We start from the raw sequence: 20,384 nt of genomic DNA on the forward strand, positions 1-20,384 counted from the left end.
CCCTCCTCAGCCTATCTTCGGAACTCTGAAGGCTCCATCCTGTTTGTGTTCGGTGTTTTCAAGAACAACTTCCTGCGGGAGACATTCTTCCACCACATCATCCCTGAACACGTTATGAATCTCAGCCACGTGATAAGTGGGAGCTACATCTTCAGTAGGCAACTCGTCAAGCTGTCCAAAATACCCCAGAACTGAATTAAGTTTTTCCATGTGTTCGACTGTTTCCTGTTCGCTAATATCAATGCGAGCAAGCCAGCCGATATGTTCTACATCTTCTTTTGTGATCATGAAAGTCCCTCAAAAATAGAATGATTCTGAATAAATGTCGTTGGTTGCTGCATAATACAAATAGGTAATGGGATAAATATATATTCATCTCCCCATGCATCAATTGCCGCCTCCATGTTCCGCCACCCGAGTCCCGTTACCCGAGTCCCGTCTCGGGAGGACGGTGCCCTTTTCGCTTATTTCGTTCGCTCAAGAGGGCTGAATTATGATCAAGAGGAACTCTTCATTCAATTTGCTCAGGAATGCTATCTTATAAGACAAAAGGAATTTTTGAACTTGTGGTGGTAGTGAGTAGGTTTTTACTGGCTGCCGAATATGTCTCTAAGGTCGTTACTTTTTTTGCCTTCGATTAAGATCGTACATCTGGACTTTTTTCATTTTTGCCAGGTTGAGTACTCTTTCAAGTTCGTCGTCTGTGAGGTGTCGGGATTCAATGTAACCGTTGTCTACGGCTTCATTGAAGATTTCGTATCCCAGGGCTGAACGGGTAAGGACTGTAGTCCAGCCTCTTGGGCTGCCAACTCCGCCAAAAGAGATATCTGAGTTTTCGGCAGTAAGATCCGTACAGAAACGACAGGAAGAGCTCCTATATTCATCAAATTCGCTGAGGTCGAAGATTTGTTGTTTTCCGTCCTTCAGAGTAACCTCAAATCTCCCTTTCCGAATTTTCATGGCATCTACATTTTCCAGCGTAATTCCATAACTTCCCAGTACTGCTTTAATTCCTTCATAGGAGAAGGTATCCATACAAAAAAGCCCGAGTTTGAGAACCTTTGCTCTCATGAAGAGATGTAGAAATCCATAGGAACTTTTCTGCATTTTAGTGACTGCATCAATATTACAGCTTGTCCCTACGAACGCAACGCTGTTCATTCCCTGTTTAATTGCGCTCATAAGAGCTTCAAGCGTCATTGAATGAGAATAGATGCTGCCGCTACTCTCAAGGATCTCTTCCCTTTTCTTTGCAACTACTGGTACAGGTTTCCAGGGCTCTTCTTTTGAGCGGGTAGTAACTACAGCAGAGTCAATTAACCCCTCATCAAGGGCATACAAAAGTAGAGATGTCACAACTCCTCCATCCTGTCCCTTTATTTCGGGAATAGCAGATCTTGCTGCATATGCGAAGCGGAAACTCCCTATAAGTCCCTCTTCTGTGGTGATGGTTCTAGGACACTGGTAGTAGCAGACTCCGCAGGCTTTACAGGGGCCTACCAGTTTTGGTGTGCCATCTTCTATCGTTATATACTCGCAACTTGCTGCGCAGGCTCCGCAAAGAGTGCATATGCCTGGTTTTATAATGTCCTTTTTTAACTTTCCAAAGGAAATTCTTTCTTTCTCACTAAGATTCCGTTTGAGCCGGATTACACTTTTTTCTAGAGCATCGAATTTCTGTTTGCATTCAGGACTGCAGAAATAGTAGCTCTTTCCCCCATAATCCGAAAAATACTCAGTATTGTCAGATATTATTTTTTTACAAATAGGATCCAGTGGCATTAAAAGCCTCCGATGCAGGTTACATGAAAACTTCAGGAAATACCATAAGTGCCATCAAATGCGTGACTCCCAAACGAATTTGATGCTAGCCTTAAAGGATATCGATCTTGTAACAGTAAAATTAATAGTTAGTTAAAAGAGATTAATTTATATAAATCTTTTTATAATTATAACTTTTTATATTTGTAATATCTCTGATTTTTATTCTTTTCATATTTTATGTGGTCTCTACCAAAGACCATCAGATGAATGAGTACTTAGAATATTGCTGATTTTTCAACGCTGTACCCAGTTATTATATTCTTTTCTTTTCTTCCTGTTTTTCCTTTCCTTCTCTTCTTTTCGTTTCTTTTTCCTGTTTTCTTTCCCTTTTCTTTCCCTCTTTTATTTTCTTCCCTTTTTCTTCTTGTTTTTCCTTTTTCTTTTTCTTCTTTATTTCTTCTTGTTTTTCCTTTTCCTCTTCCTCTTTCTTTTCTTCTTGTTTTTCCTTTTCTTCTTTCTCTTCCTTCTCTTTTTCCATTTCCTTTTCTTTATTTTTCAAATATATTTTTTTCTCGTAATACGCCAGAGGATGATTGATTTTTTCACACAATCGGTCTTTACCTATGCAGTTCCCATAGGTTCTCATAGTATCACATGCAGGAGGCTTGTATACGTTTCCTGTTGCGCCTGCGATATGTTCTATCTGATAAAGGGTTACTTCCGCGTCAAAATCAGGAGATACATTGAAAAGGTTAAGAATTTCATCCACTGACATTCCCACACTGAGCAGGAAGGAGGTCATGGCAAAGCGCATAGAATGGGCAAGATTTACTCCACCCTGTACGTTTGCAAGGGCATGGGATATACAGGGAGGAAAGAGGTCTGGTTCCACTACACCAAAGTCCGTTGTTCCGAATTTTTTCTTGTGGACCTCAAATTTATCTTTTATTTCAGCAACATAAGGCGCGCAGAAACTTGATACTTCAGAAGGGATTTTGGGGATGGGAAATGATTTTTCTATTCTTTCTTTGATTGCTTCTTGAAGAAGTCTTACAAAGTCTTTTTTCGTAACCACAACCATTCCGGATCTAAGCTGCCGATTCGTTAATTTCCAGACTGGTTCTCTTATCGAAGAAGAAAAACGTATATAATCTGCAAAATGCATACTGAACTGTAACTCTTCAGCTTCGGCTTGAATCCCAAAGTCCTCCCCAAATTCAAGCAAAAAATCAGTACTTTCTTTTTCGAGCCATTTTGAAGCTGCTTCCGCTTCTTTAAGTGCATATCGCTTGGTGAATAACTGGTCATCTACGCAAGCGACCAGAATTTGAGCAAAAGGATAAGATAGAGTTTCGGAAAGAAGCCAGCTTTCATCTTTTATGAGCGTTGTTTCAATCTCTCCTTCGATGGATTGCATTACTCTTTCCATCCCGCGAACTCGAGATCTCCGAAAGGCCGGAGAATTAAGCAAACTCTCTAACGAGACTCTGAGGCTTTCTACATAAGCAGATACTTCTGAAGCAAATGGGTAAAGAGCGATATGTTCCTCGTCCATTTCAGTCCGACTCAATTCTTGGAGCCAGGAGGTAAGAAATCCTTCCTGAACCATTCGCAATTTCGAAATCTATGAGTATTGGGAAGTCTTTTCCAAGGGACAGAGTAACTTCATTGACTTTGTTTGTGGGTTTGACTATATCGGTCAGATAATCCAGAGAGAAAAGAGAACATGCTTCGCCTGCCTTCAGATCGATTAGCTGGTCCCTGCCCATCTCGAGACGAACCTGGTCGGTATCGCCTTTTGCTTCCATATAGAATGTATCGTCCGAAACTCCCATAAGCATATGGTCGCTTATTTTTTCGGCAGCTTTAACAGCACGTCTGAGGTCTGCACCGTTAAGGACGACTTTGGCAGGCAATTCGAGCTGTGGAACTCTTGGTTCTGCCCGAATTGTGGAAGGATCGAGAAGAGAAAGTGTATAAGACAGCCCTCCGACATCAATCAAGAGTTTGTGATTTTCTTCTTCAAGTTCCATCCGGACTGTGTCATTCTTATCCGCAATTCCCAGCAGGTCCGTAATCTTATTCAGGTCGACTCCAATTTCACATTCATCAGCATTATATTCGTCGAAAGCAGATGATCCAAGTTCGAAAATTCCCATTGCAACATTGGCAGGGTCAACGGCTTTTACCGAAATACCTTCAGGGTTTATCTTGAATCTGACCTCATCTACAATTACAGCTAGTGCGGCAACCGCGTCTTTCAGAAGCTCTGCATTAATTGCTGCCTTAAACATATTTTTTCTCCAATAATGAATTTAAATCTAAACTCTTATTACCCTTGAGATATATAAATTTCTTTACAAATTCCTAAATTCCAGCTCATCTTTTAAAACTAACTCTCTGAATATGACTAAACAGGGTTCTGAGCCGGAAAAACCATTAGATTCAAACTCCCGGCAACTATATAAATATTGGTCAGAAAACAGGGCGGCTTCAGGCTCTGCTTGAAGCAGAAAGGAAGCGGTAGCCTGATGAATCTAGTCTTTCGGGAACTGTACTTTTCAAGGGGGAATAGAAGGGCAATTAAATATCAGTCGTATTCTCTCCAGGTAAATCCGCATTTCGTACACTTGAAGAAGCGGGTTTCGGATTCGTCGGCAGACCTCAGCTGTCTGAGCCACCAGGCTGCAGTATTATTCCCACATTCTGGGCATTTTACACTTGTTGTCGGCAGGCCTGAAATCTGCTCACCTTCCAGAACTACTATTTCATGGTCATCGATCTTGTCTTTGGAGACAAAGCTTTTTTCATCACTTTTTATAGGTATTATGTTTCCGCATTTTCTACACTCGAAATTCCCATTTTTAGGAAACATCATACTTTTGCATTTGGGGCAGAATTGCATTAATATCACTTTTTGCATCATTTATAATTTTATTGTGGTCAAAAGCCAGTTCAGGAATGGAATCAAGCTTAAAAAGATCGACGGAAGCTGCATCAGACCCAGATTTCATCTCTCCGAATCCCTTTGCAAGATAGCATACTGAAACCGTATGTCCTCTGGGGTCGCGGTCAGGATCGGAATAGACTCCTACAAGTTTGATAAGCTCTACAGAAAGGCCTGTTTCTTCAAAAGCTTCCCTTGCTGCTGCTTTTTCAGTAGTTTCCCCGATTTCTACGAAGCCACCAGGAAGGGCAAATTTTCCCTGATATGGGGGATTTTTTCTCTTCACAAGCACAAGCCTGTTTTTAAAGAGGATTACGGTATCAACGGTTAAACTAGGAGTTTTGGGTTTCATAAAACGCCTTCGACTTTCCTTTCCGGGAGATCTCTTTTTCCGCCACCAATCCCTTACTAAATTAGCTTTTCCGGCAGGAACGCCAGAATGAAATAATATTATTATTATACATAACGTAGAAATTCTTCATCTTATTTCAATTTTGACATTATAAGTCAGATTTCTGTCAAGCAGAAAAATCCCTTATGTGATTGCTTATCTTAAATGTTTCCCTTTTATCGAAACAAAAATTTCCTATTCCTTAAATTCTTCAATATCTATATTTTTTATACAAATGAGAACATGTTTGTAACGTTCTGTTTATAAGGTTCTGTTTGTAACGTTCTGTTTGTAACGTTCTTTGTAATGTTCTGTTCGTAACGTTATTCTTCTATAATAGGAATCTATTATCTTATTTACAGGCTCAATTATTCGGCATCAGTGTCTTGATAGAGGTAATAATTCTATGTCTCTTAATATAGAAAGTAATAACCGAGTTAATAATTCTACATCTCCTTATCAATGCGAAAAGTAAAATCCATAAGCTTTGAATTCCTAAATACTAACGATTATGAACTAATTGGATTTATTGGAAACTTATTTAAATATTTATCAATTATTTAGACAAGTTCATTTGTCGCTTTCCGGAAACTTCATAACTTGCCCGAGGCTTTCTGAGCTTTCAGAATAAGAACAATAATATTCAAAACTAAACTTTACCTCTGGCAAAAAAGGTGCGTAAAAAATGATAGAAAGTATACTCTGGCTCGCAGTCGGGTTAATGGTTGCGTCATCCGTCATCCCCAGAACCTCAAGGGTTCGTAAACTTGTTGGAGGGATTGGATGGGGTGTATTTTCCATCCACTGGAGTTATCAGCCTCTTCATTATATCAAAATTATGGACTATGCTAATGTGCTCCTAACAATAGTAGTAGCTCTGTTTTGTCTACTTGTAGCATATATCATGTTTCTAGAGTACAGAAAAGGTCCTCTAAAGATAATGAATAATAGAGAAGTGCTGCACTCAAAATTTTCAGCTCAGGGTGAGGCTGATTTCCTTGACATAACCTCGATGCTTACAAGTGCCAGTGCACTCGGAGCTCTTGTTTATTTCCCGTTTGCGAATTTCGCCTTTCTGAATACCTGGATTATAGGAGGGGTTACTTCTCAGGTTACCTGGGTTCTTCAGTATTTAGAGATCCCTGCATACATGAAAGCCTGGAATATGATATCACTTAATGGGTATACAGTGGAAATCATTCTCGCCTGTACGGCGATTGAAAGTATTGCTCTCTTTATGGGGCTTATAGGTGCAGTGAGAGCTCCCCTTAGTCGCATGGCTATGGCGTTTATTGTGTCAGTGCCCGTGATCTATGTACTTAATCTTATCCGGGACATTTTCGTGGTAGTTGCTTATGGAGAACAATGGTTTGGGGCTGACAGTTTTATAATTGCGCATAACTACATCGCAAAGGCGGGTTCAGGCATTGCCCTCTTTGTAATTTCATACGCAGTACTTCGGATTCTGCCAGAACTGTTCGGAATGATTGATGGCCTTTGGGTCATTCTTTCTAATGAATTGAAATCCATTCTGCGCAGGTCCGAGGGGGATTAAGGCAAATGCTTGCAAAAGGTTCGGAACCCTGGCTTTTTACAGCTACGTTTATTACTGCATTGTTTGCAGTCCTCTCCAGGGCAATGAACAGCTCTCATTTAAACCACGTTGCTTACATAGCAATGGCAATGACTTTCTTTATGGTTCTTTTTTTCAGAGACCCCGAAAGAAAGGTTGAAGTTTCGGACACTTATATGATTTCTCCGGCCGATGGCACTGTTATAGACATTCGAGGCCGGAAAATCTGTATTTTCATGTTTCTCCAGAATGTACATGTAAATAGAGCTCCTATTTCGGGAAAGATCAGAGAAATAACTTACAAGAAAGGTGGATATCTTCCCGCTTTCTGTAAAGACTCTGAAAGAAACGAAAGAAACGAGTTTATTATCCACAGTAAGTATGGGGATGTCAGTGTCATGCAGATTGCAGGCACAATTGCCAGGCGAATAGTCTCTTATTCTCGAGTAAATGATAATATCGAGCAGGGACAGCGCATTGGGATGATTCGCCTTGGATCCAGAGTTGACGTAACAATCCCCCATGACTTTGAGATCATAGTACGGAAAGGAGAGCGGGTACTTGCAGGCAAGACCATTATAGCAACAATAAAAAAATGACAGGGACTTTTGAACATGAACGTATTTCAAATGTTAAGACTCCCGGACCTGGTCTCTCTTTTGAACCTCATCTGCGGAATCAGCTCAATTGCAGTAGCTGCCCAGGCTACAGTCCAGGCTGCCACGTCTCAAACGGCTGCTCAGAATGGATTTGTCCTGGCCTTGATCTTACTTCTTATTGCAGCAATTGCAGACGGGGCGGACGGGTACATTGCTAGGCGATTTAAAGGAGGAGAACTCGGAGAACAACTTGATTCCCTGGCAGATGCAGTTTCTTTTGGGGTGGCTCCTGCTCTTCTCATATACTTGCAGTTTGGGAAAATAAATCCTCTTGTCGGAGATCCAGACCCTCTTGTTGCGGTATTTCCGGTTTTTTACGCTATTTGCGGTGTGCTCAGGCTCGCACGCTTCAATTCCATGGCTCCCAGTAAAACCGGATTTGAGGGCCTTCCCATAACTGCAGGCTGTGTTATGCTTGTTACATACATGTTGTTAAGCGAAGACTTTGTCAAGATAGACTTCCTTCTAGCACTGACCCTTTGTCTCTCTATTCTTATGGTGAGTTCGGTAAATTATCCGAAAATCAAGAACGTCAGGATTCTCGCTTTTATAGCTTCCATTTTCGGGATAACTATGCTTCTCTACCTGTATAATATTGAATATATGCGAATTTTTTCGATCCTGCCTTTTATCCTGATGTTGATGTACATCTTTTCTCCTTTTTTTAAGATCCCTATATTAAGCAACCTGGGTAGTAAGGAATATCGAAATAAAGAACTGAGAATCGGGAAAGAAAAACAGTAAAACCAATTTGTCCGAAACATCAATTAATGAATTCCAAGAAGGAAGTGATTTGTTTGGTCCAAGAAAAAGCAACTGACAGAGATAACGCACTTTTTGAGGCAGGAATAAAACTTGGAGCCCTTTACCATCAATTTACGGGTTCTCCTGTAAATTTAAACACTGCTTCAAGCCTTGAGCAGGCTATCCAGGAAAGCATTTCAGTCCAGCCCTACGTGGAAGAAATTTCAGTAAAAATCGACAGGGATATGTTGAAAGGTAAGCTGAATGATGAATTCGGTTATTCTGAACTTCAGGGGCCTATGCTTAAAGTAAAAATAACCGTACGATACGGCTCTTCAAAGATAAAAGTTGGAATGGAATACGATCCTGAACTGAATTATCCACTGATGAAAATTCTAGAAATCGAAGAGATAAACATTTGAAATAAGTTTCCCAAATGGGATTAAAGTAACAAACAGAGTAAAGTAGCAAACAGAGTAAATCAGGAAGCAGGAAGCAGAGTAAAGCAGAAAACAGATCTTAACATAAAATATAACTCAACATAATAATTGAGCTTAAAATGAAAAAATAGAGACTAATCGAGCTTAAAATAAAGAAACAGAGGCTTTTAAACCTCTTTCTTTGCAGTTTCAAAAGCCCTGACAACTTTTTCATTCTGTTCCAGGGTGCCGGCTGTTGCCCTTATGAGTGTATCTCCAGCATCCCTGAAAGAGTCACAGGAACGTACAATAATTCCCTTTTTCATGAGACTCTGTGTAACGGCTTTTGCTTTCAAAGGGGAAACATCCACAAGTACGAAATTTGCCTGGGAAGGATAAACCTTAAAAGGAATTTTTTCTTTCAGGTATTTCCTGCCTTCTCTTGCGATTTCTATGCTCTTTTTGCGGTGTTCGACATCCGAAAGGGCAGCTATTCCTGCTTTTAAAGCCGGAAGACTTACTGAAAACGGAGTTGCTGCTCTTATATACTCTTTTGCCAGCCATTCGGGCATGATCCCATAACCCAGGCGCAAGCCTGCGAGCCCAAATACCTTGGAAAAGGTTCTGCCCACAACAAGATTATCGTATTCTCTTACAAGTTCTGCAAGGTTCCGATCTGCAAACTCGACGTATGCCTCGTCAACGAACACAAGAGCCCTGGTATTTTCAAGGACTTTCCTCAGATCTTTTTCGGGCAGGAGGTTGCCTGAGGGGTTATTGGGAGAGCAGAGGAAAATTATCTTTGTCCTGCTGGATGTAGCTTCCAGAAGCTTTTCAGGATCTATCGAGAAATCCTGGCTTCTCCTGACAAAGACAGGCTTTCCTCCGCATGCCCGTGCCGGAAGTTCGTAATAGGCAAAAGTAGGAGTAGGGACAATGACTTCGTCTCCTTTTTCAATAACAAGCCTGCAAAGCCCATCAAGTAGCCCGTCCATTCCTGGCCCTGAGGCTATGAGGTTTGAAACCGGAAAGCCTGTGTATCTTGAGAGGGCCTCCCTGAGTTCTATCGCGTCTGCTGAGGGGTAAATGTTTGCGAAGGGAGCGGTGTCCATCATGGCTTGAACAGCCTTTGGAGAAGGCCCTAGTGGGTTTTCGTTTGAGCCGAGTTTGATAATTGAAGCCGGGTCAAGCCCGTAGGCAGAAGCGATTTCTTCGATAGATTTACCTGGAACGTACTCTGCAATATCAAAGATTTCTTTTTTTATCAGTTCAGGCCTGCTCAAGAACATCAACTACCTTATCGATCTGTTCTTTTGTAATCACAAGTGGCGGAACCAGACGGAGCACCGATTCCGAGGTGCAGTTTACAAGCACTCCATGTTCCCTTGCAAAGTCCACGAAATCACTGCAGGGATGGTTTATCTCAACTCCTATCATGAGCCCTTTTCCACGGACTTCTACAACATCTTCCCTTTCCATATTCCTGAGCTTTCCCATGAAATAAGCCCCGTTCTCTTTTGAGCGCTTAAGGAGTTCCTCTTCCCTTATTGCTTCGATTGAAGCGAGTGCAGCTGCACAGGCAAGTGGCCCGCCTCCGAAAGTAGAAGCATGCTGTCCGCGCCCAAAGCTTAGTCCGTCCCTTGCCGCAATAGCACCCATTGGAAAGCCTCCACCAATTGCTTTTGCCATGCTCATGATATCGGGTTCTACGCCGAACTGGTCTTTACAGAACCATGTTCCTGTCCTTCCAAAGCCTGTCTGCACTTCATCAAAGATAAGGAAAGTTCCGGTTTCGTCACAGATTTCCCTGACCTCTTTAAGGTATTCGGGATTCGGGATATTAACCCCGCCTTCTCCTTGAATGGGCTCAAGGATCACGGCTGCCGTGTTTTCCGAAATAGCCTGCCTGATAGCATCAGCATCGGAGTACGGGACAAAAGTAGTCTCGGAACTCACAGGCGGCATGAAAGGGTCCCTGTACATGCTCTTGTGGGTTACGCTAAGTGCCCCTATGGTCCTTCCGTGGAAGGAGTGTTCAGCAGCTATAAAGGCACTTTTTCCGGAAGCCATACGGGCCAGTTTCATCGCAGCCTCTACGGCTTCAGTCCCTGAATTACAGAAAAAAACGCGTTCCATTCCTGTAACTGAGACCAGGGCTTCCGCAAGTTCAGCCTGAATCTCAGTGTAATACAGGTTAGAAACGTGCAGCAGCTTCTCAGCCTGGGCCTGGATTGCCCTGACAACAGCTGGGTGGCAGTGTCCAACATTGTTTACTGCAATTCCTGCTACACAGTCAATATACTCTTTCCCGTTAATATCCCGGACAATCGCTCCCTTTCCTTCTGAAAGTACAAGGGGCTGGCGCCCATAAGTCTGCATTACGTATTTTGAATCTTTTTCTATAATTGAATCGTATTTTGCCTGTAAATTCTCAGGCTCTGTAACCTGTAGATTTTCAGGCCCTATGAAATTCTCTGTCAATTGGATCCCTTCATGAAATTTGTTCCTTTAAACTGATCGGAAAGTTTAACGAGTAAAGTCTGGAATATTTTGAACTATTTCTGGTTATTTTGAGCTACTTCTGGTTATATTGAACTATTTCTGGTTATATTGAACTATTTCTGGTTATATTGAACTATTTCTAGGTTTTTGACTTAGTTCTAGTTATTTTGAACTACTTCTGGTTATTTTGAGCTAGTTCTGGTTATTTTGACTTACTTCTGGTTATTTTGACTTAGTTCTAGTTATTTTGAACTACTTCTGGTTATTTTTGAGTTATATCTAAATCTGGAGATCGAATAGCTCAAAATGAATGTATTATTAAGATATTAAGATTTTTGAGAGCATTTTCTTTTGAGGGTTCAAGCAGTTTACAATTAAATTTCAGAGTTGAGTTCTCTCTGTCATCTCCGAAACCCAGATAATTCCCTGATTCCCTATGAATGTTACTGCTCCTTCTCAAAAAAGACATTCTTTCCAAGACATTTTTTCCGCAGTTCTTTTTCCCCAAAGCATTAGCTCCCACTCTTTAGAGATCAGATTTGCCACATCTTGAACGAAAATTCAGCAGAAGGTCTGGTAGAGGAAATTCCAGTTTTTCCTGAGCTTCAAAGACATACGAAAGGACTTGAGTTGGATTAATAACTCTTAGATTACTCTCCGGACTTCTGTTCCTTTCTATAAGTCCTGGCTCCTGTGAAGCGTCTGGTTCTTTCCAGGGCCCTTGTTCTGGCAGTTTTTCTTTTTCTGCCAGGTACAAAAATATTCTTGGCTTTTGCACTCAGTTTGACAGGTGAATCAATTTCTATCACATTCGGGGGCTTTATGGATTCATCCTGAGGCTCTCTTTCGGTTTTATCCTGAGGTTCATTTTCAGGTTCGCCCTGATGGCCATTTTCAGGCGATTTATGAGTTTCACTCATAATTAATTTCCCTAAAGCATTGACTTCTGCAAGAACAGGCATCTCTGCAGCATCCCTTAAGAAAGATACTCCTGAAGGGGCTTTTATTGTACCATCAACCCTTGCGTTTTCAAGCAATAAGACCGAGTTGGAGTTTACCCCTCCGAAAACTCGACTGTTCCTGCCAATCTGCACATCTCCTTTTGAATAAATATTGCCATAGACAGTGCAATTTTCACCGATAAAGATCTTGCCTTCTGAGTAAATGCTTCCCTTAAGGGTCAGTTTTTCCCCTGTAGTGACAGCTGGTGCCCGAATATTTCCTGTTAACAGGCAGTTGTTCCCAATAGAGGTTTCCCTGTCGACCTCAATAGTTTCATTTGAAAGCTTTGAGCCGGCTGGTATAATCAGTACTTTTTCAGCGGGTTCTTTTCCTTCAAAATTCTGTATGTCCTCAGAATCATCAAAAAGTTCTTCTACGGCTTTTTCGATTTCCTCGCCTTTACCGAGGCGCATCATTTCCTTTATGTAAAGAAATAGAAAGATTATTACAGGGAGCGGGTTCCTTACTAATATCCATCCTTTGGCTTCGAATCCTCCCTGGATTTTAACTTCTTTTCCTACGTCCAGGTCTCCCTGTACGAGTAGTTTCCCGTCAATGGTTACAAATTCTCCCAGGTAGGCGTTTCCTCCGACCTCTACCCTGTTCCCCAGTTTTGACCACATGTCAACCCTGATATCATTACTTGCTGCAATATCCCCTGAGACGGCCACCCCTTCTCCCATAATAACAGTGTCGCCAATTATGCTGTATTCAATATTAGAATGATTGCCGACAATAACGTCTCCCTCTACTGTAATTCTTTTTGCTTCGATTCTGGTGTTATCTGGAACCAGGAAGTATTTTAGAATCTCTTCTGACTCTGAAATATTACTCACTCTCCGGGAAACTGTTATCTTTTGGCTCTATTTTTTGAAACTCTATTTTTTGAAACTCTATTTTTTGAAACTTTATTTTTTGAAACTCTATTTTTTGAAACTTTATTTCTTAACATTTGGACTTCAGGATTGAAGCTGCCTTTTAAAATTTGTTTTTCTAAATGGCATTCATTCTAAAATTACTATCTATGATATATTCTTATTTATTTTATCCGCTCATTATAAGAATCTTTGAGCAATATAAGTAGCGTTTTATATCATATTTAACTATATGTAAATTTGTGTAATATTTAAAAAGCTTCGATATTTAGCATAAAACTTAACACTTTTTCTCTTTTTCAATGTCTCTTTCATATTTCATAAGTTTTTCGAAGTGTTTGGATTCACTTTTCTTTTTTCGAAGCTACTCCTACTCTAACATCCACGGCTGCGCCACTGTTAAGAGCCAGGACCTCTGCAGGAGACAAAAGCAGTTGCCCTGTTGCAAGCAGTCTGTTAGTTTCATCTGTCACAAGTACTTCTTCTCCGGCCCGCAATTCAGGATCAATTTCAACTACGTGTTTTATAAAAGCGGTTTTACCTTTTTCCACAAAAGGAGCAGCTTCCTCTGAGATAACGACCCTGAGTTTCTTTTCTGGCAAAAGCCTGTGAACTATGGAAGCTCCTTCAATACTTAGGGTAAAAAACCCATCTTTTGCTCTTGCTGTAGCCATACGTTTTCCAGAATGTAAGACCTGACGTACCCTTTTTGTCCTTGATAACTGGAACGTTGAACCGTCAGGAAAAAGTTCTTTTCCGATGCCTTTCCCAAACTGGTAGTCTGCTATCATGCGGACTCTAGCAAGTCTTTCGGTATCATTATTCATGAGAGTACGTAATATATGCAGACCTTAAAGCCGTTCCGGTTATCCTGGTTTTTTTGGGAGCATAATTTGACACTCTATATTTATTGCATATAATATATTTTTATTCTCTTATCTCCCTCTTTAATTTTCTAATCTTTCTCTATATAGTTTCACTTTTTGCTCAAATGCAATTGTTTTTTCCTTCAAACTCTTGTAAATATCTTATTTTTAAAATGTGTTTTTTTGCTTACAAATCTAGCAAAAATATTAAGAAGTAGAAGCAACAATCTATTATCGGGTTTACGAATATGAAAACATGCGTATATCACGAAATTTGAGCTGCTTACAGTCTCAAGAAGACAGGAGAGGGAATCCGCTTGATAGTCCGAAAAAATATCTCTATTGACCAGTGTTATGTGGATAAATTAAAGCCCTTTCTGGAAAAAAATAACGGAAACTTAAGTGCGGCAATAAGGGATACTATCGAAACTGCCTCTCTCACCCTGGCTGGAAGGACCGATGAAAACGGGGAAAAATCTTCAAGTAAGGTCTCACAGAATGCAGAATTTCGTAATGGACTTCTCGAGGAAGAAGAATTCCTGCTTGTTCATCATACTTTGCTTGAATGGCTTATTAATAACACGTCAGGGTTATTAATCGACGAATCAACTGTATATGAAATAATTAATCCATATAAAATTAAACGAATTCCTGATGTTGTCAGTTATATGAATTCTCTCAATGAGAAAATGAGCTGGAAAATTAAGGTTGATGTGGAGTACAGTCCGGGCCCGGACCCTGAAACCGCAAGTCTCACTCTCTCAAACGGAAATTCCTGCTTCAGAGAAATTATGGCCCACAGCCTGGCTCTTTATCTGGCAAAACAGATGAAACTGGATGTTCAGGGTCTATTCTGCAAATCAAACGTGACAAAGGTCTACTTTAAAAGATTCGAGTTTCTTGATTTTCAAAAAGTTCCTAAAGGACTTGAGGAACACTTCGGGTCTATGGAAAGTACTTTCCAGGAAATTCAAAAGAGGTCGGATTTCTGGAAGAGTCTTATCAAAGTCTACAGACAGGAGAATTATCAGCGACTCAGCATGCAAAGAAAGACTTTTGAAGCTCTTGTTGCAGGAGAACTTCCATCCGTTGCTGAAATGAAAAGAAATTTTGAGTTGACTACAGGCAGGCCTCCTGCAGCTTTTACCCTTGCTGAGCATATCCTTATTTTCAAAGAAATTTACTTGACGGACAGCATAGGAAGTGATATTGAAATTTGCACGGAAAAGGGCAAGGAATATGTGAAACTTATTCACGATTATTCTGACAAAAAGGTATGTGAATCCATTACAAAATATTATTCCAATATTTTCAAGTCAATTAACTACTCTTTTAAAGTTACCACCAGTCCCCACATGATTCTGTTCAAGTTCGAAAAAAGCCTTAATTCAGCCGATGTTTCTGTTGAATAACGTATTTCGAACCCTGAATCTCTTCTCCTAAATCTCCAAATCATAACTTACAGAATTCTTTGATATTCAGCAAGATAGATAAATTCATATGTGGAATTCTCTTATCCTTTTTCATGAGTGACGTAATTTTGCTTTGGGACTGCCCTCTTCTTTTTGAAAAACTGTTTGTGGAATATGGGCTTGAATGCACTCGTGTGCTCTCAACGTCCCTTGGTACTCCTTATCTTCCTGCCTGCAAGGTTCTGATTTTGCCGACAGGTTTTGCAAATAAACAGTATACGAAAACAGGTGTAGGACTTGGACGCGGTAAGCGCTCCCTTGAAAAGTTTGTGGCAAAAGGAGGTACTCTTCTTGTTTTCAGCCCTCTTGTCCCGGAATACGAATATGAATGGCTTCCTTTTTCTCTGAAATACGTAATGGAAGAAAACTCATGCACACCTCAACTTGTAGGTAAGCACGAAGCCCAAAAGCTTGTGGAAAATATTGACCCTCCTGTAGGATGTGATGGTTACTTCGCGGAAACCGATGGTGATGTTGTATTAACAGATGAAAGGGGCAGGCCTATAATGGTCGTAAAAGAAATTGGAGAAGGAATGGTCGTTGCAACCACAATACATGAGCTACCTTCAGCCGGATTCTTTGAGTACAGGGTCGCATGTACAAAAAAAGTAAAACCCTGAAAAGAAAATTTAAGATCATCAAAAGGCTAAATCCCATGCACTTTATTCATGGGATACAGCCGTCAACTGTACCATAGAACGTTATCTGCAAACGCACTTATGTCCTTCCGTACATATTATTTATGCTATACTGTCACTGCAAGCCTATGCGAGAACCAAACTAGGTGGTCAGGAATGGTATAAGCAACTCGTGAATGGATCGCGAGTAAGGCGGGGAAGGCCGTTAGCGACAAAGTATTTCAAGTATATCATGCTCATAGATTTCATACGGTTTTTTTAGATTTCATACTTTTTTCTTATCACCTGTGGAACGTGGGGAAGAGCCTGGGCCTCTACGACTGATCATCACTAGACGGGTAGGATGACTCAGGAAGTAAACGTGCTTTAGCCGTTAGTAGTTCACATCAAAAAACCAGAACTAAACATAAGAACTAACCATAAGAACTAAACATAAGAACTAAAAATAAGAACTAAAAATAAGAACTAAAAATAAGAACTAAAAATAAGAATTAAACATAAGAATTAAACATAAGAATTAAACATAAAGAGAATTTCAGGGAAAAATAAACGGCCACAGGCACAATTGCTTTTGTTACCCTCATTTAATCTTTTTTACATTTTTATCCTTTTTATACTGGTTCCTAAGTCTCTCTATTTCTTCGGTTTCGTTTTTCAGTTTGATCACAAATAAGCCGAAGCAGGGTTTTGTGAATTGAAATATAATATCGCTCCCTGAAAAGCCAACAGGGGCAGCTGTGCCCATGAGCATGAGTTCCTTTACTTTGTATCCACCAGGTACAAGGTATACCTCTTCTGAATTTTTGATAATAAAGCTTTCACATTCTTTAAGGGTTGTATTTTTTAGGAGAATCTCATATTCATATTCGCTTAAACATACCATTTTTGTACCCTCTATTGTTTTTTCTTTAGATATATTCAGAAATATTATGATAGCTGTCACTGCTTCAATGGCCGCTAATTTGACTCACAAGTTAAAGTTATGAGTGAATGGTATAAGAGATAATTCATTCTGAAAAAAGAAAGTCATATACAAATATTGAATTTAAATCACTTGTATTTTTAGTTTATGCTTTTTGGAACGCTTGCAGGAGAATATATATTAGCCGTGACTAAATAGTTTTTAACCTGAAATACTTTCCCAATTTCAAGAATTTCCATCCAAATATTAATTGCAAAGATTAAAATTCAGGATGGACCCTACATCTTACAGATAAAATACCTAAGAGATGAAATGTTATGACCGGCGCAAAAGTGCTCCTCATGATGGGATGTCCAGAGGTTCCGATTCAAACCAGCATTGCATTATATCTTTCCCATAATCTAACCAAACTGGGATTTGATGTAACCGTTGCTGGGACAACTGCCGCAAGAAAACTTTTGAAAGTTTCCGATTCTGACGGCTATTATGTAAAAAGGCTAGTAGATCTCGACAAGACTATAGTAGATATCATTGAAAAAAGAACGGATTTCGACATGTGCTTCGCCTTTATGCATAATGATGCTGGAATGACTTATGCAACGACTATGAGCTCCATTTCTCAAGCCATGATGTACTCTATAATCTTTGGCAGAAACGCCGAGGCTCTGGCTGAAACCATAGAATTCGATTGTGAAAAGATTGTCGCACAGGACTTTCACAATCCCGTTCGCCTCAAAAATAAGCTGGATAAGGTGATGGAGGAGATCGTTAAATGAGCTGTATTGAGCAAATGAAGTATACAATCCATCTGCAAAGGATAAGCTTCAAGGAGGCAAGAGAGTATATTGAGAAAAATTCGGACGAGGTTTACTACGTATCCCCTGGATACAAAATCTTCAAAAATTACTATATAATAGGAATACCGCCCATTGCAATGGGGGCAAAAGGCAATGCTCTAATTTTCCCTTATACGAAGCCCTGCCATGGAAGCTTTGTCCTGAGTATAGACGATGAGGACAGCATAAAAGAGATCAATCGGCTCAGAGAGTCGGGAAAAGAAAAGGCAACGACTTCAGTGAAGAAAAGTAAACCTGCTGAAAGTTCCAGGGCACCTTTAACTAGCTATGAGGATATGTGGAAAAAATAAAATCTAAAATTTAGCATGATAATATCCAGCATGATAATATTTAGCATGATGATATTTTACATGATAATATTTAGCATGATGATATTTAACATGATACTATTTTGGAGATGATTTCAACACTGAATAAGAGAAGAGCTCAAAAATGGCTCTTCGCTGTTTCGAGTGGGTAACTTCCATTCGGTTCTTAAATGTTAAAGTAACTATCTAAAACATAGGAATATTTGTTGTTGAAATCAAATTCAAACTTAATGTTTCTCTTTTTGACTTGGCTACTTGAACTCAGCAATTCATTTTAATCCACACAAAATATCGAAGAGCCATTAATTTCTCCTTCATAATGCTTTCATTTAAAGGAATTTACTGACATAACACATGCTCCTAAACTTTTACTTCTTTCAATGAATTCCTCTCATATTTTTTTCGCAACGGAACCCGAAAACTTTAATAATATTAAAGTTATATTGAATAATGTTAAAATTAATATGAAAAGGTGGTTGAATTAAATATAGATAAAATACCGAGATGGATTCTTGATTTGGAATTGGAGGATATCTCGTTCATTAAAAATTTTATTTTGAGTTCTGGATCTCTGAAAGAAGTAGCAAAAATATACGACGTTTCCTATCCTACCGTTCGCCTTCGGTTAGATAAACTAATACAAAAAATCAAACTAAGTGACAATAAACAAGATGAACCTTTTATAACTTTTATTAAAGGCTTAGCCGTTGATTCCAAAATTGAACTGGAAACTGCAAAATTGATCATTGAAAAATATAATTCTGAGAAGAGGAATAAATAAAATGAGTATCTTTTTAGGTTTTTTAATTTCAGCAGTAATTCTCATATTTCAACATATTCTGAGTGAATCAAAAAATTGGCTACTTGGTGGAATTATTCCGTTGCTCGTAGTCCTTTTCGCTTTATGGTGTTTTTTCATTCGAACTCCACGATTGGGCGTTGAAGCTATAATGCCTTTCAGCGTATTGTTTTTCTTGCTTTTAGGTGATTGGGTAGATGGAAGGAGCCGCTTTAAGAAAAAGAAAAAAGAAGATATGGAACACGAACTGAAAAAGATGCAGGCGCACGATCTTAGTGATTAAATGTAATAAACACAATAGCAAGTCGATTATCGACTCGCTATTACTGTATACCATATTTTTCTACTTCAATTTTGATGTTCAATTTTGATGTTCAATTTTGATGTTCAATTTTGATGTTCAATTTTGATGTTCAATTTTGATGTTCAATTTTGATGTTCAATTTTGATGTTCAATTTTGATATTTTCATATTTGATATGAATACTTTCTAACTAAACAATTATTTTCAACCCATACAAAACAGCAAAGGGCCAAGAATATTTTGGTTTTTCTCTAAATTGATTACTAAATCGAGTCTTGTACAGATCTTGTACAGAATCTTGTGCAGAATCCTGTACATTTTCACTCTATTACCAGGTCTTTGACTCTGATCCCGCTTTCTACAATTTTTCCTACGATTTTTCCACCGGTAATCTTTGCAGCTTTTGCAGCATCTTTTTCCGGTAAGATAACAAGAAAACCCATACCCATATTGAAGGTTCTGTACATTTCAAGATCCTCAACTCCGCCTTCCTTCTGCAAGAATTTGAAAATTTCCTGGGGTTCAAGAGGATCGTAAAAATCAAAACCGAGTTTTGTCACTCTTCTCAGTTTCAAAAGTCCGCTGCCTGTTATATGGGCAAGTCCATGAACTTCACATGCTTTCAGCACATCAAGAATCTCAATATAAATTCTTGTTGGAGTTAGGAGCTCGTCTCCGATCATTTTTGAATTGTCATAGGGACAGGGGTCGTGATAAGAGTACCTGGATTCCTCAATGATTTTCCTTACAAGAGTATAGCCGTTGCTGTGAACGCCTGTGCTTGGGACACCTACAATCACATCACCTACTCTTACTTTCTCTCCCTCGACAATCTCATCTTTCCGGACAATTCCAAGGCAAGTACCTGCAAGGTCAAAACCTTTAATTATTTCTGGCAGGGTTGCGGTTTCTCCGCCAACGATGGACATTCTGGATATTTCCGCGCCTTTTACCAGCCCTTCTCCTATCTGGGCGGCGAAACCTTCTTCATGCTTTTCCAGGGCAAGATAATCTACAAAGGCTACAGGCTCGGCTCCTATGGCTAGAAGGTCATTTACATTCATTGCGATACAGTCTATGCCTACCGTATTCCACCGTTGCATTTCGTTTGCAATAAGAACTTTTGAGCCTACCCCATCAGTAGTCAGAGCAAGGGCATATTCTCCGAAGTCCAGAAGCCCTGCATAATGCCCTATTCCTGTAAGGGGAGCCCCCATACCTTTTCGGACATAGCTCAATTTTTCGATAAGGGTTTTAACAGTTTTTTCTTCCTTTGTAATATCTACGCCTGAATCTGCGTATGTTAAGTGCTTCTCGCTCATTCTTTTGCCCCTCACTGCCTG

22 protein-coding genes are annotated in these 20,384 nt (G+C 39.7%); 10 read left to right on the plus strand and 12 right to left on the minus strand.

The window, feature by feature from the left end:
* Nucleotides 1-6 precede the first annotated feature (6 nt).
* The 6 genes from gatC to MSBRW_RS00655 form a co-directional block, all read right to left on the minus strand.
* Nucleotides 7-288, minus strand: coding sequence for an Asp-tRNA(Asn)/Glu-tRNA(Gln) amidotransferase subunit GatC (gene gatC, locus MSBRW_RS00630; protein WP_011305905.1), 282 nt, complete (start codon nt 286-288; stop codon nt 7-9).
* A gap of 330 nt (nt 289-618) precedes the next feature.
* The gene (locus tag MSBRW_RS00635; protein ID WP_011305904.1) at nt 619-1,782 is read right to left on the minus strand and encodes a Coenzyme F420 hydrogenase/dehydrogenase, beta subunit C-terminal domain; all 1,164 of its coding nucleotides are present in this window, start codon (nt 1,780-1,782) and stop codon (nt 619-621) included.
* A gap of 295 nt (nt 1,783-2,077) precedes the next feature.
* Nucleotides 2,078-3,373, minus strand: coding sequence for a DNA primase regulatory subunit PriL (priL, locus tag MSBRW_RS00640; protein ID WP_329957345.1), 1,296 nt, complete (start codon nt 3,371-3,373; stop codon nt 2,078-2,080).
* Nucleotides 3,321-4,058: a DNA polymerase sliding clamp gene (locus MSBRW_RS00645; RefSeq protein ID WP_011305902.1), complete on the minus strand. Its 738-nt coding sequence runs from the start codon at nt 4,056-4,058 to the stop codon at nt 3,321-3,323. The genes priL and MSBRW_RS00645 overlap by 53 nt, the downstream gene beginning before the upstream one ends.
* A gap of 296 nt (nt 4,059-4,354) precedes the next feature.
* Nucleotides 4,355-4,669 carry a transcription factor S gene (locus MSBRW_RS00650; RefSeq protein ID WP_011305901.1) on the minus strand — a complete coding sequence of 105 codons (315 nt, stop codon included), beginning with the start codon at nt 4,667-4,669 and terminating at the stop codon, nt 4,355-4,357.
* The gene (locus tag MSBRW_RS00655) at nt 4,629-5,063 is read right to left on the minus strand and encodes an NUDIX domain-containing protein (RefSeq protein WP_011305900.1); all 435 of its coding nucleotides are present in this window, start codon (nt 5,061-5,063) and stop codon (nt 4,629-4,631) included. The genes MSBRW_RS00650 and MSBRW_RS00655 overlap by 41 nt, the downstream gene beginning before the upstream one ends.
* Before the next feature lie 724 nt (nt 5,064-5,787).
* Here MSBRW_RS00655 and artA point away from each other — a divergent pair.
* The 4 genes from artA to MSBRW_RS00675 are packed head-to-tail and all read left to right on the plus strand — an operon-like array spanning nt 5,788 to nt 8,500.
* Nucleotides 5,788-6,657 (plus strand): archaeosortase A, encoded by an 870-nt coding sequence (gene artA, locus MSBRW_RS00660; RefSeq protein ID WP_011305899.1) that lies wholly within the window; start codon nt 5,788-5,790, stop codon nt 6,655-6,657.
* Between the two features lie 5 nt (nt 6,658-6,662).
* Nucleotides 6,663-7,274 carry a phosphatidylserine decarboxylase gene (locus tag MSBRW_RS00665; RefSeq protein ID WP_011305898.1) on the plus strand — a complete coding sequence of 204 codons (612 nt, stop codon included), beginning with the start codon at nt 6,663-6,665 and terminating at the stop codon, nt 7,272-7,274.
* Between the two features lie 15 nt (nt 7,275-7,289).
* A complete protein-coding gene (locus MSBRW_RS00670) occupies nt 7,290-8,078 on the plus strand; it encodes an archaetidylserine synthase (RefSeq protein ID WP_011305897.1) in 789 nt (262 codons plus the stop codon).
* A gap of 26 nt (nt 8,079-8,104) precedes the next feature.
* Nucleotides 8,105-8,500: a dihydroneopterin aldolase family protein gene (locus tag MSBRW_RS00675; RefSeq protein ID WP_011305896.1), complete on the plus strand. Its 396-nt coding sequence runs from the start codon at nt 8,105-8,107 to the stop codon at nt 8,498-8,500.
* A gap of 185 nt (nt 8,501-8,685) precedes the next feature.
* On the opposite strand, the gene hisC is transcribed toward MSBRW_RS00675, so the two are convergent.
* The 4 genes from hisC to MSBRW_RS00700 form a co-directional block, all read right to left on the minus strand.
* A complete protein-coding gene (gene hisC / locus MSBRW_RS00680) occupies nt 8,686-9,786 on the minus strand; it encodes a histidinol-phosphate transaminase (protein ID WP_011305895.1) in 1,101 nt (366 codons plus the stop codon).
* The gene (locus MSBRW_RS00685) at nt 9,767-10,876 is read right to left on the minus strand and encodes an acetylornithine transaminase (RefSeq protein ID WP_155398385.1); all 1,110 of its coding nucleotides are present in this window, start codon (nt 10,874-10,876) and stop codon (nt 9,767-9,769) included. The genes hisC and MSBRW_RS00685 overlap by 20 nt, the downstream gene beginning before the upstream one ends.
* A 773-nt stretch (nt 10,877-11,649) precedes the next feature.
* Complete coding sequence (locus tag MSBRW_RS00695) at nt 11,650-12,837, minus strand: hypothetical protein (protein WP_011305893.1); 1,188 nt, start codon at nt 12,835-12,837, stop codon at nt 11,650-11,652.
* Between the two features lie 383 nt (nt 12,838-13,220).
* Complete coding sequence (locus tag MSBRW_RS00700) at nt 13,221-13,703, minus strand: PUA domain-containing protein (protein WP_011305892.1); 483 nt, start codon at nt 13,701-13,703, stop codon at nt 13,221-13,223.
* 356 nt (nt 13,704-14,059) lie between these two features.
* Between MSBRW_RS00700 and MSBRW_RS00705 the strand changes: the two genes are divergently transcribed.
* Together MSBRW_RS00705 and MSBRW_RS00710 are read left to right on the plus strand one after the other, a co-directional pair.
* Nucleotides 14,060-15,154, plus strand: coding sequence for a hypothetical protein (locus MSBRW_RS00705; protein WP_011305891.1), 1,095 nt, complete (start codon nt 14,060-14,062; stop codon nt 15,152-15,154).
* 113 nt (nt 15,155-15,267) lie between these two features.
* The gene (locus tag MSBRW_RS00710) at nt 15,268-15,834 is read left to right on the plus strand and encodes a hypothetical protein (RefSeq protein ID WP_011305890.1); all 567 of its coding nucleotides are present in this window, start codon (nt 15,268-15,270) and stop codon (nt 15,832-15,834) included.
* 598 nt (nt 15,835-16,432) lie between these two features.
* Here MSBRW_RS00710 and MSBRW_RS00715 read toward each other — a convergent pair.
* The gene (locus MSBRW_RS00715; protein ID WP_230669895.1) at nt 16,433-16,795 is read right to left on the minus strand and encodes a DUF1894 domain-containing protein; all 363 of its coding nucleotides are present in this window, start codon (nt 16,793-16,795) and stop codon (nt 16,433-16,435) included.
* Nucleotides 16,796-17,091: 296 nt separating this feature from the next.
* Here MSBRW_RS00715 and MSBRW_RS00720 point away from each other — a divergent pair, with 296 nt between their 5' ends.
* The 4 genes from MSBRW_RS00720 (at nt 17,092) to MSBRW_RS00735 (ending at nt 19,021) form a co-directional block, all read left to right on the plus strand.
* Nucleotides 17,092-17,550: a DUF1890 domain-containing protein gene (locus MSBRW_RS00720; protein WP_011305888.1), complete on the plus strand. Its 459-nt coding sequence runs from the start codon at nt 17,092-17,094 to the stop codon at nt 17,548-17,550.
* Nucleotides 17,547-17,921, plus strand: a complete 375-nt coding sequence (locus MSBRW_RS00725) for a DUF1894 domain-containing protein (protein ID WP_011305887.1) — start codon at nt 17,547-17,549, stop codon at nt 17,919-17,921. The genes MSBRW_RS00720 and MSBRW_RS00725 overlap by 4 nt, the downstream gene beginning before the upstream one ends.
* A 490-nt stretch (nt 17,922-18,411) precedes the next feature.
* Nucleotides 18,412-18,720 carry a DUF2089 family protein gene (locus tag MSBRW_RS00730; RefSeq protein WP_011305886.1) on the plus strand — a complete coding sequence of 103 codons (309 nt, stop codon included), beginning with the start codon at nt 18,412-18,414 and terminating at the stop codon, nt 18,718-18,720.
* 1 nt (nt 18,721) lies between these two features.
* Nucleotides 18,722-19,021, plus strand: a complete 300-nt coding sequence (locus tag MSBRW_RS00735; RefSeq protein WP_048102627.1) for a hypothetical protein — start codon at nt 18,722-18,724, stop codon at nt 19,019-19,021.
* A gap of 340 nt (nt 19,022-19,361) precedes the next feature.
* Here MSBRW_RS00735 and purM read toward each other — a convergent pair whose 3' ends face one another.
* Nucleotides 19,362-20,363: a phosphoribosylformylglycinamidine cyclo-ligase gene (purM, locus tag MSBRW_RS00740; RefSeq protein WP_011305885.1), complete on the minus strand. Its 1,002-nt coding sequence runs from the start codon at nt 20,361-20,363 to the stop codon at nt 19,362-19,364.
* Between the last annotated feature and the right edge of the window lie 21 nt (nt 20,364-20,384).

The sequence above is a fragment of the Methanosarcina barkeri str. Wiesmoor genome, assembly GCF_000969985.1.
Classification (GTDB): domain Archaea; phylum Halobacteriota; class Methanosarcinia; order Methanosarcinales; family Methanosarcinaceae; genus Methanosarcina; species Methanosarcina barkeri_B.